The sequence below is a fragment of the Nocardioides sp. Z40_12 genome (assembly GCF_058215795.1).
In genome coordinates, this window is sequence record NZ_JBZAJA010000003.1 from 174,910 (window position 1) to 187,020 (window position 12,111).

10 protein-coding genes are annotated in these 12,111 nt (G+C 73.2%); 4 read left to right on the forward strand and 6 right to left on the reverse strand.

All coding sequences use genetic code 11. The features are described 5' to 3' along the window. Nucleotides 1-64 precede the first annotated feature (64 nt). Both radA and disA read left to right on the forward strand, forming a co-directional pair. The gene (radA, locus tag AC4BG9_RS07155) at nt 65-1,486 is read left to right on the forward strand and encodes a DNA repair protein RadA (protein ID WP_490570392.1); all 1,422 of its coding nucleotides are present in this window, start codon (nt 65-67) and stop codon (nt 1,484-1,486) included. A gap of 46 nt (nt 1,487-1,532) precedes the next feature. After that, a complete protein-coding gene (gene disA, locus AC4BG9_RS07160) occupies nt 1,533-2,627 on the forward strand; it encodes a DNA integrity scanning diadenylate cyclase DisA (RefSeq protein ID WP_490570654.1) in 1,095 nt (364 codons plus the stop codon). A 27-nt stretch (nt 2,628-2,654) separates the two neighbouring features. Here the strand turns inward: disA and AC4BG9_RS07165 are convergent, their stop codons facing one another. Then, entirely contained in the window at nt 2,655-3,524 is an 870-nt protein-coding gene (locus AC4BG9_RS07165; RefSeq protein ID WP_490570393.1) for a hypothetical protein, read from the reverse strand. Nucleotides 3,525-3,608: 84 nt separating this feature from the next. Between AC4BG9_RS07165 and AC4BG9_RS07170 the strand changes: the two genes are divergently transcribed. Together AC4BG9_RS07170 and AC4BG9_RS07175 are read left to right on the forward strand one after the other, a co-directional pair. Then, nucleotides 3,609-4,331, forward strand: coding sequence for an AIM24 family protein (locus AC4BG9_RS07170; RefSeq protein WP_490570394.1), 723 nt, complete (start codon nt 3,609-3,611; stop codon nt 4,329-4,331). A gap of 43 nt (nt 4,332-4,374) precedes the next feature. Further along, nucleotides 4,375-5,232, forward strand: coding sequence for an HhH-GPD family protein (locus AC4BG9_RS07175; RefSeq protein ID WP_490570655.1), 858 nt, complete (start codon nt 4,375-4,377; stop codon nt 5,230-5,232). A 191-nt stretch (nt 5,233-5,423) separates the two neighbouring features. On the opposite strand, the gene AC4BG9_RS07180 is transcribed toward AC4BG9_RS07175, so the two are convergent. The 5 genes from AC4BG9_RS07180 to AC4BG9_RS07200 form a co-directional block, all read right to left on the reverse strand. After that, nucleotides 5,424-7,997, reverse strand: coding sequence for an ATP-dependent Clp protease ATP-binding subunit (locus AC4BG9_RS07180; protein ID WP_490570395.1), 2,574 nt, complete (start codon nt 7,995-7,997; stop codon nt 5,424-5,426). A 192-nt stretch (nt 7,998-8,189) separates the two neighbouring features. Next, nucleotides 8,190-8,531: a histone-like nucleoid-structuring protein Lsr2 gene (locus AC4BG9_RS07185; protein WP_490570396.1), complete on the reverse strand. Its 342-nt coding sequence runs from the start codon at nt 8,529-8,531 to the stop codon at nt 8,190-8,192. 150 nt (nt 8,532-8,681) lie between these two features. After that, nucleotides 8,682-9,464, reverse strand: a complete 783-nt coding sequence (locus AC4BG9_RS07190; protein ID WP_490570397.1) for a type III pantothenate kinase — start codon at nt 9,462-9,464, stop codon at nt 8,682-8,684. Further along, nucleotides 9,461-10,372 carry a carboxylating nicotinate-nucleotide diphosphorylase gene (gene nadC, locus AC4BG9_RS07195; RefSeq protein WP_490570398.1) on the reverse strand — a complete coding sequence of 304 codons (912 nt, stop codon included), beginning with the start codon at nt 10,370-10,372 and terminating at the stop codon, nt 9,461-9,463. The genes AC4BG9_RS07190 and nadC overlap by 4 nt, the downstream gene beginning before the upstream one ends. After that, a complete protein-coding gene (locus AC4BG9_RS07200) occupies nt 10,369-12,108 on the reverse strand; it encodes an L-aspartate oxidase (RefSeq protein WP_490570399.1) in 1,740 nt (579 codons plus the stop codon). Before AC4BG9_RS07200 ends, nadC begins: the two co-directional genes overlap by 4 nt. Nucleotides 12,109-12,111: the final 3 nt, after the last annotated feature.

Consider the following 12,111-nt stretch of genomic DNA (forward strand, 5'->3'; position numbering starts at 1 on the left):
CGGCGTCTCTGCTGCGCTGTCCGCACTTTCGGGCCTGTCGGCGCTGTGGCCTACCGTCTGCGCCATGAGCAAACAGGCCCGGACCCGCCCCGCCTACCGCTGCTCCGAGTGCGGGTGGGAGACAGGCAAGTGGGTGGGGCGCTGCGGCGAGTGCCAGGCCTGGGGGTCGGTCGCGGAGGCGGCCGCCGCCCCGGTGGGGCGCACCCAGGCCAGCGCCGTCACCACCGCCGCGGTGCCGATCGGCCAGGTCTCGGTGGAGGAGTCCGCGTTCCGCTCCAGCGGGGTGGCCGAGCTCGACCGGGTGCTCGGCGGCGGGCTGGTGCCGGGGGCGGCCATCCTGCTCGCCGGCGAGCCGGGGGTCGGCAAGTCCACCCTGCTCCTCGAGGTGGCCGCCCAGACCGCGCGCCACCGGCACCGCACCCTCTACATCACCGGCGAGGAGTCCGCCTCCCAGGTGCGGCTGCGCGCCGACCGGACCGACGCGGTCCACGACGAGCTCTACCTCGCCGCCGAGACCGACCTCGGCGCCGTGCTCAGCCACATCGAGCAGGTCAAGCCCACGCTGCTGGTGGTCGACTCGATCCAGACCATCGGCGCCTCGGGGATCGAGGGGGTCCCCGGTGGCGTCACCCAGGTCAAGGAGGTCGCCGCCGCCCTGATCCGGGTCGCCAAGACCCGCAACATCACCACGGTGATCGTCGGCCACGTCACCAAGGACGGCTCCATCGCCGGGCCGCGGGTGCTGGAGCACCTCGTCGACGTCGTGCTCCACTTCGAGGGCGACCGCAACTCGCGGTTCCGGATGGTCCGTGCCATGAAGAACCGGTTCGGCCCGGTCGACGAGGTGGGCTGCTTCGACCTCTCCGCCCAGGGCATCCGGGCGGTCACCGACCCCACCGGCCTCTTCGTGGAGCACCACTCCAAGCAGGTCCCGGGGACCTGCGTGGCGGTCACCATGGAAGGACGCCGCCCGCTGCTGGCCGAGGTGCAGGCGCTGGTCGCGCCCACGCCCGCGGAGCGCCCACGCCGCACCACCTCCGGCGTCGACTCCTCGCGGGTCTCGATGGTGCTGGCGGTGCTCCAGCAGCACTGCCAGATCCGGCTGCACAACATGGACGTCTTCGTCTCCACCGTCGGCGGCGCGCGGATCCACGAGCCCGCCAGCGACCTGGCCATCGCCGTCGCCCTGGCCGGCGCCACCTTCGGCATCCCGGCCCCCACCGGGGTGGTGGCGATGGGCGAGATCGGCCTGGCCGGCGAGCTGCGCCGGGTGCGCGACCTCCCCCAGCGGCTCTCGGAGGCCGCCCGGCTGGGGTTCAAGGTCGCCGTGGTGCCCAGCGAGCGCAACGCGCCGCCGGGGCCTCGGTCTCCCGAGTCGTGGACGATCGACGGCATGCAGGTGCTCGACGTGGGAGACGTCGCCACCGCTCTGGGGCTGCTGAGGCTCACCAGGACCCGCGCCACTGCGCTTCGTCCCATAGACTGACGCGCGGAGCGCTGCAGCCACTCGGCGTTTCGTCGTGTGGTCCGTGATGGAGGGCGCCTTGGTCGGCATCGAGCGCAGTGACGAGAGCCTGCGCCTGCGGGCGACCCTGGCCACGATCGCTCCTGGCACCCACCTGCGCGACGGGCTCGAGCGGATCCTGCGCGGCCGCACCGGGGCTCTGATCGTGCTGGGCCACGACAAGCTGGTCGACTCGATCGCCAGCGGCGGCTTCACCCTCGACGTCCCGTTCACCGCCACCGGCCTGCGCGAGCTGGCCAAGATGGACGGCGCCATCATCGTCGACAAGGACGTCACGCGGATCCACCGCGCCGCCGTCCACCTGATGCCCGACCACACCATCTTCTCCGAGGAGACCGGCACCCGGCACCGCACCGCCGACCGCGTCGCCCGGCAGACCGGGTTCCCGGTCATCTCGGTCTCCCAGTCGATGCAGATCATCGCCGTCTACGTCGGCGAGACCCGCTACGTCCTGGAGGACTCCGGGCAGATCCTCTCCCGGGCCAACCAGGCCCTGGCGACCTTGGAGCGCTACAAGCTCCGGCTCGACGAGGTCTCCTCGACCCTCTCCGCGCTGGAGATCGAGGACCTCGTCACCGTGCGCGACGTCGCCGTGGTGGCCCAGCGGCTCGAGATGGTCACCCGCATCGCCCGCGAGATCGAGGACTACGTGCTCGAGCTCGGCACCGACGGCCGGCTGCTCTCGCTCCAGCTCGAGGAGCTGATCACCGGGGTCGACGCCGACCGCGAGCTGGTCATCCGCGACTACCTGCCGAGCGGGACGACCGCCTCTCCCGAGGCCCTGCTGGACAACCTCGGCCTGCTCTCCCCCACCGAGCTGGTCGACCCCGCCGCCGTGGCCAAGGCCCTCAGCCTCACCACCGGCGACCACCTCGACGGCGCCGTGGCGCCCCGGGGCTACCGTCTGCTGGCCAAGGTGCCCCGGCTGCCCAGCCCGGTCGTCGACCGCCTGGTCGAGCACTTCGGCGGGCTCCAGCAGCTCCTCTCGGCGGGCATCGACGACCTCCAGGTCGTCGACGGGGTCGGCGACCTGCGGGCGCGCAGCGTGCGCGAGGGGCTCTCCCGGCTCGCCGAGTCGAGCATCCTCGAGCGCTACGTCTGACGTCCCGCGCCCGAGGGGCCCGAGGCGTCAGCCGGCCGGCGTGGGCTCCACCGCGCCCGAGGGCTTCGGGGCCGGCGGCGTCGCCTGACCGGCGGGCTTGTTCTTCTTCTTCTTCTTCTTCTTCTTCTTCGCGGGAGCGGGCTCCGGCTCGGGTGCCCGGGTCGCGGTGATCGAGGCTCGGGTGCGCTCGAACTGCACCTCGGTGGGCTCGCCCTCGAAGGCGGCGGCCTTGACGTGGTAGAAGCCGGGCTGGGCCCAGTCGGTGGCCCGCGAGCACTCCGGGTCCGAGCGGCGACCGCTCCACAGGAAGGGGACCGTGGTGTCGGTGCCCTGGTAGAGCACGACGTCCTGCGCCGGGAGCGCCTGGGGGCAGTGGCTGCTGAACCAGTAGTCGTCGCTGCCCGAGCTGATCTTGACCGTCACCGTCTCGGCCGAGACCTGCCAGGTGCACGCCGGGGTGGTCAGGGTGCGCAGCAGCAGCACCATGTCGACCTTGCCGTCGGCGCGCGGCGCGCCGACCACGGGCGTGACCGTCACGTCGCTGTTGACGCACGGACCGGTCGGCGCGGGCAGCGGCGGCGGCTCCGGTGTCGGCTCGGGGGTGGGCTCCGGCGCCGGCTCGGCGCTCGCCTCCGGCGCGGGTGCCTGCTGGCCGCGACCCTTCTTCTTCCCCGTCGTCTCCTCGGCGGGCGCTTCCGGCGTCTCCTCGGCCTCGGGCACCACCTCGGCCGCGGCGGGCGCGGCCTGCTGGTCGGCCTCGGGCGGCTCCTCGCCGCCGCCGCCGAAGAGCCGCACCGCACCGAGCAGCAGCACCAGGACGGTCGAGAGCACCAGGATCCGACGGAACCAGTACACCCGGGCGGGCAGCGGCCCCTTGGGTGCGGTCAGCGCAGACATGGCCAGCACGCTATCGAGCCGAGGCGCCGAGTGGTGGGTGCCACACCGTGCCCCGGGCGACGGCCTGCGTCTAGGCTTCCGCGCATGCGTGGTGATCTCTTCTCCCGCGTCCACGAGGAGGTCCCCTCACCGGAGGCGCTGGCCCTGCAGAACGGCTCCCTCCTGCGGGCGACCCTGGGTGCCCCGGTCGTCGCGGCGAAGGGCTCGATGGTCGCCTCCCAGGGGCAGGTGACGTGCGAGCACCGGTCCGTCGGGTCCGTGAGCAGGCTGCTGCGGCGGATCGTCACCAGCGACGACACCCCGCTGATGACCGTCTCCGGGAGCGGGCAGGCCTTCTTCGCCCACTCCGGCCGCCACGTCTTCCTCGTCGACCTGGAGGGCCCGGACGACGCCCTCACCGTCTCCGGCACCAGCCTCCTGGCCTTCGAGTCCGCCCTCGACTACGACGTCCACCCCGCCAGTGGCCTGGGGCTGCCGGCCGCCGGTGCCTTCACCGCCCTGCTGCGGGGTCAGGGCCGGGTGGCCGTGACCTGCCACGGCACGCCAGTGGTCCTCGACTGCAGCCGGGAGCCGACCCAGGTCGACGTCCATGCCGCCGTCTGCTGGTCGGCCGGGCTGCAGCCGGTGCTGCAGGGCGCCACCCCCTCCCGCCCGACGCGCCGCGGCGGTGGCGAGTCCGCGCAGTACGCCTTCCACGGGCCCGGCTTCGTGGTGGTCCAACCGGCCGCGGGCCCGACGCAGCAGCCCGACGACGGCTCCTGCGACACGAGCACGGGCGGGTTCTTCGGTGACGTCCTCAAGGGCTGAGCCGGCTGCGGCGGGTGCCGGGGGCGGGGCGGTTCCGGGGTCGCTGACCGAGCCGCTGCTGGAGTGGTACGACGAGAACGCCCGGGACCTGCCCTGGCGGCGACCCGAGGCGTCGGCGTGGTCGGTGATGGTCTCGGAGTTCATGCTGCAGCAGACGCCGGTGGCCCGGGTGCTGCCGGTCCACGACGCCTGGCTGGCGCGCTGGCCCACGCCCGCGGCGCTGGCCGCGGAGCCCGTCGGGGAGGCTCTGCGGGCGTGGGGCCGACTGGGCTACCCGCGCCGCGCCCTGCGCCTGCACGCCGCCGCCACCGCGATCCTCGCCGACCACGACGGCCAGGTGCCCTCCTCCCCCGAGGCGCTGCGGGCCCTGCCGGGAGTCGGCGACTACACCGCGGCGGCGGTCGCCGCCTTCGCGTTCGGCCGCCGGGTCGCGGTGCTCGACACCAACGTGCGGCGGGTCCACCACCGGGTGCTGCGGGCCGTGGAGCCCCCGCCCGACGCGGTCCGCGCCCACGAGCGGCGCGACGCCGCCGAGCTGCTCCCTGAGGACCCGCCCACCGCCGCCACCTGGTCGGTGGCCGTGATGGAGCTGGGCGCCCTGGTCTGCACCGCTCGCGCCCCCCGCTGCGGCGACTGCCCGGTGGCGGACCTGTGCGCCTGGCGCGCGGCCGGCTACCCGGCGTACGACGGCCCGCCGCGGCGCGGCCAGGCCTGGGACGGCACCGACCGGCAGTGCCGGGGCCGGATCATGGCGGTGCTGCGCGAGGCCGACGGCCCGGTGCACCGGCACCGCATCGACGCCGTCTGGCCCGACGCGGTCCAGCGCGAGCGCTGCCTGGCCGGCCTGGCGGCCGACGGGCTCCTGGTCTCCTACGAGGACCGGTCGTTCTCCCTGCCGTGAGCGGGACCTCGCGGTGACGCCCCGCGCGGCTCAGGAGCCGGCGACGTCCAGAGCACCAGGCCACCAACGCCCGACGGGTCCATCACCGAGCCACACGCTGGAGGCTCGGCCAGAGAGCTCGGGGACACCCCCGGTCAGACGCACGACGCCCCGGTCACCAGAGGTGACCGGGGCGTCGGGGTGCAGCTGTCTCAGTCCTCCGCGCGGGGGACGTCCACCGGGCCGGCGGAGTCGTCCGGACCCTCGATCGGGGCGACCCCGGTGTCGACGGTCTCCAGCGGCGGCATGTCGGGCAGCTTGTCGACCTTCTGGCCCTGGAAGGTGAAGGTCGCGGACGGACCCTCCCCCTCGACGTCGACCAGGATGATCTGGCCGGGGCCGACCTCGCCGAAGAGCATCTTCTCGGCGAGCGTGTCCTCGATCTCGCGCTGCACCGTGCGGCGCAGCGGCCGGGCGCCGAGCACCGGGTCGAAGCCCCGGACTGCGAGCAGCTGCTTGGCGGCCGGGGTGAGCTCCAGCTGCATGTCCCGGTCGCGCAGACGCAGCTCGACGGCGGCGATCATGTTGTCGACCATCGACACGATCTGCTGCTGCGAGAGCGGCGGGAAGACGATGATCTCGTCGACGCGGTTGAGGAACTCGGGCCGGAAGTGCTGCTTGAGCTCGTCGGCGACCTTGCTCTTCATCCGGTCGTAGGAGCCGGCCGCGTCGCCGACCTGGGCGAAGCCCAAGTTGACCGACTTGGCGATGTCCCGGGTGCCGAGGTTGGTCGTCATGATGATGACGGTGTTCTTGAAGTCGACCACCCGGCCCTGGGAGTCGGTCAGGCGACCCTCCTCCAGGATCTGGAGCAGCGAGTTGAAGATGTCGGGGTGCGCCTTCTCGACCTCGTCGAAGAGGACGACCGAGAACGGCTTGCGCCGCACCTTCTCGGTCAGCTGGCCACCCTCCTCGTAGCCGACGTAGCCGGGAGGCGAGCCGAAGAGCCGCGAGACGGTGTGCTTCTCGGAGAACTCGCTCATGTCGAGCTGGATCAGCGAGTCCTCGTCACCGAAGAGGAAGTCGGCCAGCGTCTTGGAGAGCCACGTCTTGCCGACGCCCGAGGGCCCGGCGAAGATGAACGACCCACCGGGACGCTTCGGGTCCTTCAGGCCGGCACGGGTACGCCGGATGGCGCGGGAGAGCGCCTTGACGGCCTCCTCCTGCCCGATGACCCGCTTGTGGAGCTCCTCCTCCATGTTGAGCAGGCGCGTCGACTCGGCCTCGGAGAGCTTGACGATCGGGATGCCGGTCGCGACCGCCAGCACCTCGGCGATCAGCTCCTCGTCGACCTCGGCGATCTCGTCCATGTCGCCCGCGCGCCACTGCTTCTCGCGCTCGGACTTCTTGGCGATGAGCTGCTTCTCCTCGTCGCGCAGGCGGGCCGCGGCCTCGAAGTCCTGCCCGTCGATGGCCGCCTCCTTGCGCTGGCGGACCTCGCCGATCTGCTCGTCGAAGGCGCGCAGGTCCGGCGGCGCCGTCATCCGGCGGATCCGCAGGCGGGAGCCCGCCTCGTCGATCAGGTCGATCGCCTTGTCCGGGAGGAAGCGGTCGGAGATGTAGCGGTCGGCCAGCGTCGCGGCGGAGACCAGGGCCTCGTCGGTGATGGTGACCCGGTGGTGCGCCTCGTAGCGGTCGCGCAGCCCCTTGAGCATCTCGATGGTGTGCGCGATCGACGGCTCGGCGACCTGGATCGGCTGGAAGCGGCGCTCGAGCGCGGCGTCCTTCTCGAGGTACTTGCGGTACTCGTCGAGGGTGGTGGCCCCGATGGTCTGCAGCTCGCCACGCGCCAGCATCGGCTTGAGGATGCTGGCGGCGTCGATCGCACCCTCGGCGGCACCCGCACCCACCAGGGTGTGGATCTCGTCGATGAAGAGCACGATGTCGCCGCGGGTGCGGATCTCCTTGAGCACCTTCTTGAGGCGCTCCTCGAAGTCGCCGCGGTAGCGGCTGCCCGCCACCAGCGCACCGAGGTCGAGGGTGTAGATCTGCTTGTCCTTGAGCGTCTCCGGGACGTTGCCCTTGACGATGTCCTGGGCCAGGCCCTCGACGATCGTCGTCTTGCCGACGCCGGGCTCGCCGATCAGCACCGGGTTGTTCTTCGTGCGGCGGGAGAGGATCTGCATGACCCGCTCGATCTCCTGCTCGCGCCCGATCACCGGGTCGAGCTTGCCCTCGCGGGCCGCCTGGGTCAGGTTGCGGCCGAACTGGTCGAGGACCAGCGAGGAGGACGGAGCCTCGCTGCCGCTGGCACCCGGGCCGGCGGCCGCGCCGGCGGCCTCCTTGCCCTGGAAGCCGGAGAGCAGCTGGATGACCTGCTGGCGGACCCGGTTGAGGTCGGCGCCCAGCTTCTGCAGCACCTGGGCGGCGACGCCCTCACCCTCCCGGATCAGGCCGAGCAGGATGTGCTCGGTACCGATGTAGGAGTGGCCGAGCTGCAGCGCCTCGCGCAGCGAGAGCTCGAGCACCTTCTTGGCACGCGGGGTGAAGGGGATGTGACCGGACGGGGCCTGCTGGCCCTGGCCGATGATCTCCTCGACCTGGGCGCGCACGGCCTCCAGCGAGATGTCGAGGGACTCGAGCGCCTTGGCCGCGACACCCTCGCCCTCGTGGATCAGCCCGAGCAGGATGTGCTCGGTGCCGATGTAGTTGTGGGAGAGCATGCGGGCCTCTTCCTGGGCCAGCACGACAACTCGTCGGGCTCGGTCGGTGAACCGCTCGAACATGTGCGCCTCGATTCTCAGCAGTGTGCACAGGTGGTACGTCGTGGGTCCGCCTCGCGGCGGGCCGACCGGGGTCGGAGCAGCGGGGCAGCGGACACGAGTTCCAACTCCTCCGACAGCCTACGTGTTCCCGGTGACCGACCCCACGCGGTCCGCTCAGAGCGAACAGGCGCCGGGCCGGTCAACCAGGGGCGCTCAGTGCGCGGCGTCGTAGGCCCGGCGCACCTCGGCGGGCACCCGGCCCCGCTCGGAGAGCTCGAAGCCGTTGTCGCGGGCCCAGGCCCGGACGTCGGCCGCGCTCGGTCCGCCGGCGGACCCGCCGGCCGAGCCGGAGGAGCGACGGGCGCCGCCGCGGCGACCACCGGACGCCTTGCGGGCGTGACCGACGTAGCCGCTCAGCGCCTCGCGCAGCGCCGCGGCGTTCTCGTCGTTGAGGTCGATCTCGTAGGAGGTGCCGTCCAGGGCGAAGCTGACCGTCTCGGTCGCCTCGCTGCCGTCGAGGTCGTCGACCAGCACGATGTTCACCTTTTGAGCCATGGGATTAATTCCTTCTACTGGTCGGAGCAACCCCTCCACCTTGCCACACGCAATATCGCCGCGACAATTCCCCCGAGAAAAGAGGAGCGACGTGCCTTTTTGGGGATTGCGCTGGACGTCCGCGGTGTGAATTAACCCTCGTCGCCGCAGTTACTGGCAATTGCGTTCGTGGACCATCCGCAGGCCCTGGATCGTGAGCCACGGCTCGTGCGCGGTGAAGCAGTCGCACTCCTCCACCACCAGGGGCGCCAGGTGCCCGGTGGCCACCACCTGCACCTGCGCCGGATCGGCGCCGAGCTCGGCCACCATCCGGGCGACCATCCCCTCGACCTGCGCCGCCACGCCGAAGAGCATGCCCGACTGGAGCGCCTCCACCGTGTTCTTGGCGATCACCTGGCGGGGCCGCTTGAGCTCGACCTTGCGCAGCTGGGCGCCGCGGCGGCCGAGCGCCTCCAGGGAGATCTCGATACCGGGCGAGATGGCGCCGCCCACGTAGGCGCCCTGGTCGTTGACCACGTCGAAGGTGGTGGCGGTACCGAAGTCGACGACGATGGCCGGGCCGCCGTGGATACGGGCGGCGGCCAGTGCATTGACGACGCGGTCGGCGCCCACCTCGCGCGGATTGTCCATCAGCACCGGGATTCCGGTGCGGACGCCGGGCTCGACGATGACCGTGGAAAGCCCGGAGAAATAGGTCGCGAGCATTTCCCGCCATTCGGCCAGCACCGCCGGAACGGTCGCGCAGACCGCGATTCCCGACAGGCGCGCGCCGTGCTCGCTGTCGGCCAGCAGTTCGCGCACCAGCACCGCCCACTCGTCGCTGGTGCGCCGCTCGTCGGTGGCCACCCGCCAGTGGGCCACCACCTCCTCGCCCACCAGCAGGCCGAGCACCGTGCTGCTGTTGCCGATGTCGGCCGCCAGCAGCACGTTCATGCCAGGTCCATCCCGAGGTCGAAGACCGTCACCGAGTGGGTCAGCGCCCCCACCGAGATGTAGTCCACCCCGGTCTCGGCGACCTCCCGGGCGCGCCCCAGGGTGAGCCCGCCGGAGGCCTCCAGCTCGACCGCGGCACCGCCGGGGTGCTGGTCGCGCAGCCGTACCGCCTCGGCCATCGTCGCGGTGTCCATGTTGTCGAGCAGCACCCGGTCGCAGCCGGCGTCCAGCAGCTGGGCGAGCTGGTCGAGGTCGGTGACCTCCACCTCCACCGGCAGTCCCGGGAAGGCCTCCCGGACCGCCTCCAGGGCCTTGACCACCCCGCCCGCGGCCACCACGTGGTTGTCCTTGACCATCGCCATGTCGGTGAGGCTGAACCGGTGGTTGACCCCGCCCCCGCAGCGCACGGCGTACTTCTGCAGCGCCCGCCAGCCCGGCAGCGTCTTGCGGGTGTCGAGCACCCGGGCGCGGGTGCCCTGGAGCGCCTCCACCCAGCGCGCGGTGCCGGTCGCCACCCCGGAGAGGTGGCTGGCGAAGTTGAGCGCCGTCCGCTCCGCGGTGAGCAGCCCGCGGGTGGGCCCGCTGACGGTCATCACCCTGTCCCCGGGGGCAACCCGGGCGCCGTCCGGCAGCCGGTCGGTGACCTGCACCTCCTCGCCCATCACCACCGCGAAGACCGCCGCCGCCACCGCCAGGCCGGCGACCACGCCGGGCTCGCGGGCGTGGAAGCCGGCGGCGCCCTGCTGGGTGGCCCCGATGGTGGCGAAGCTGGTGGTGTCGACCCCGCCGTCGGGCAGGTCCTCCTCGAGGCCGGCCAGGATCAGCCGGCGCACCGCCTCGGGGTCGAGCCCGGCGACCCAGAGCTCGCCGGCGAGGTCGTCGGGAAGTGCGGCGTACGACGGACTCATGCGGGGCTCCCTGACGCGACGGTGGACGGGCCGGTACTGGTGTTGGCGTCGGTGGGGTCGGTCGACGGCGACGGGGTCCAGCGGGCCTCGACCGCACCGTCCGCCAGCCAGGCGTCGACGTGGCCGGCGACCCGCGGGTCGCGCTCGGGGAAGTCCTCGCGCCAGTGCGAGCCGCGGGTCTCGGTGCGCAGCAGCGCGGCGGCGCACAGCGCGGCGCTCACCGTGAGCAGGTTGGTCGTCTCCCACGCGGCGACGCCCGGCTCGGCGGGCTCCCGGGCGCCGGCCTGCCCCAGGGTGGCCAGCGCGGCGAGCGCCTCGCGCAGGCCGGTGTCGTGGCGCAGCACCCCGACGTGGCGGGTCATCAGCGCCTGGAGCCGGCGCCGGGCCGCCCCCGGCACCAGCCAGGTGTCCTCGGCCCGCGGGTCGTCGGGACCGACGGCCGGCTCCGCCCAGGGCCGCAGCTCACCGGGCAGGACCTCGGCGATCCGCCGGGAGAAGACCAGGCCCTCGAGCAGCGAGTTGGAGGCCAGCCGGTTGGCTCCGTGCACCCCGGAGCAGGCGACCTCACCGGTCGCGTAGAGCCCGGGGACGCTGGTGCGGCCGTCCAGGTCGGTGGCCACGCCGCCGGAGGCGTAGTGCTGGGCGGGCGAGACCGGGACCAGCGCGGTCACCGGGTCCACCCCGTGGGCGCGGCAGACGCTGAGGATGGTCGGGAAGCGGCGCCCCCAGAACTCCGCGCCCAGGTGGCGGGCGTCCAGCCACATGTGCGGCCGCCCGGTCTCCAGCATCCGGCGGGTGATGGCCTTGGCCACCACGTCGCGGGGCGCCAGGTCGCCGAGCTCGTGGACGCCCTCCATCACCCGTCGGCCCTCCCAGTCGACCAGGACGGCGCCCTCGCCGCGGACGGCCTCGGAGATCAGCGGTTGCTGGCCCTGGGAGTCGGGGCCGAGGTACATCACAGTCGGGTGGAACTGCACGAACTCCAGGTCGCGCACCGCCGCACCGGCCCGAATCGCCAGCGCCATGCCGTCGCCGGTCGCCACCGCCGGGTTGGTGGACTGGGAGAAGACCTGGCCGAGGCCGCCGCTGGCCAGCACCACCGCGCGGGCGTGGACCGCGCCGACCCCGTCGCGCTGACCCTCACCGAGCACGTGCAGGGTCAGCCCGGCGACGCCGCCGTCCGCGGCGCGGAGCAGGTCGACGGCGAGCGCGTGCTGCACCACCTCGATCTGCGGGGCCCGCTCGACGGCGGCGATCAGCGCGCGCTGGATCTCCGCGCCGGTGGCGTCACCCCCGGCGTGGGCGATCCGGTCGCGCAGGTGGCCCCCCTCGCGGGTCAGGCTCAGCTCGCCGTCGGGGTGGTGGTCGAACTCGGTGCCCAGCGCGATCAGCTCGTGCACCGCGGCCGGCCCCTCGGTGACCAGCGCCCGGACCGCCTCCACGTCGCAGGCGCCCGCGCCCGCGACCAGGGTGTCGCGCTCGTGCTGGTCGGGGGTGTCGCCGGGGCCGAGGGCCGCGGCGATCCCACCCTGGGCCCACTGGGTCGACCCGGCGTGCAGGACGTCCTTGGTGACCACCAGGACCTTGAGCCCGGGCGCGGCCGCGTCGATGCGCAGCGCCGCGGTCAGGCCGGCGATCCCCGAGCCCACGACCACCACGTCGGCGCGCGTGGTCCATCCCGGCGCGGGAGCGACCAGCCGCGCCGGGATCCGGGGGGCCTGCAGGTGCGGGGCCACCTA

Bases quoted from the DNA above. Each gene is read 5' to 3' on its own strand.
- AC4BG9_RS07190 (WP_490570397.1), bottom strand. From the start codon at position 9,464: ATGAACGTGCTGCTGGCGGCCGACATCGGCAACAGCAGCACGGTGCTC.
- AC4BG9_RS07180 (WP_490570395.1), bottom strand. From the start codon at position 7,997: ATGTTCGAGCGGTTCACCGACCGAGCCCGACGAGTTGTCGTGCTGGCC.
- disA (WP_490570654.1), top strand. From the start codon at position 1,533: ATGGAGGGCGCCTTGGTCGGCATCGAGCGCAGTGACGAGAGCCTGCGC.
- nadC (WP_490570398.1), bottom strand. From the start codon at position 10,372: ATGAGTCCGTCGTACGCCGCACTTCCCGACGACCTCGCCGGCGAGCTC.
- AC4BG9_RS07185 (WP_490570396.1), bottom strand. From the start codon at position 8,531: ATGGCTCAAAAGGTGAACATCGTGCTGGTCGACGACCTCGACGGCAGC.
- AC4BG9_RS07170 (WP_490570394.1), top strand. From the start codon at position 3,609: ATGCGTGGTGATCTCTTCTCCCGCGTCCACGAGGAGGTCCCCTCACCG.
- radA (WP_490570392.1), top strand. From the start codon at position 65: ATGAGCAAACAGGCCCGGACCCGCCCCGCCTACCGCTGCTCCGAGTGC.
- AC4BG9_RS07165 (WP_490570393.1), bottom strand. From the start codon at position 3,524: ATGTCTGCGCTGACCGCACCCAAGGGGCCGCTGCCCGCCCGGGTGTAC.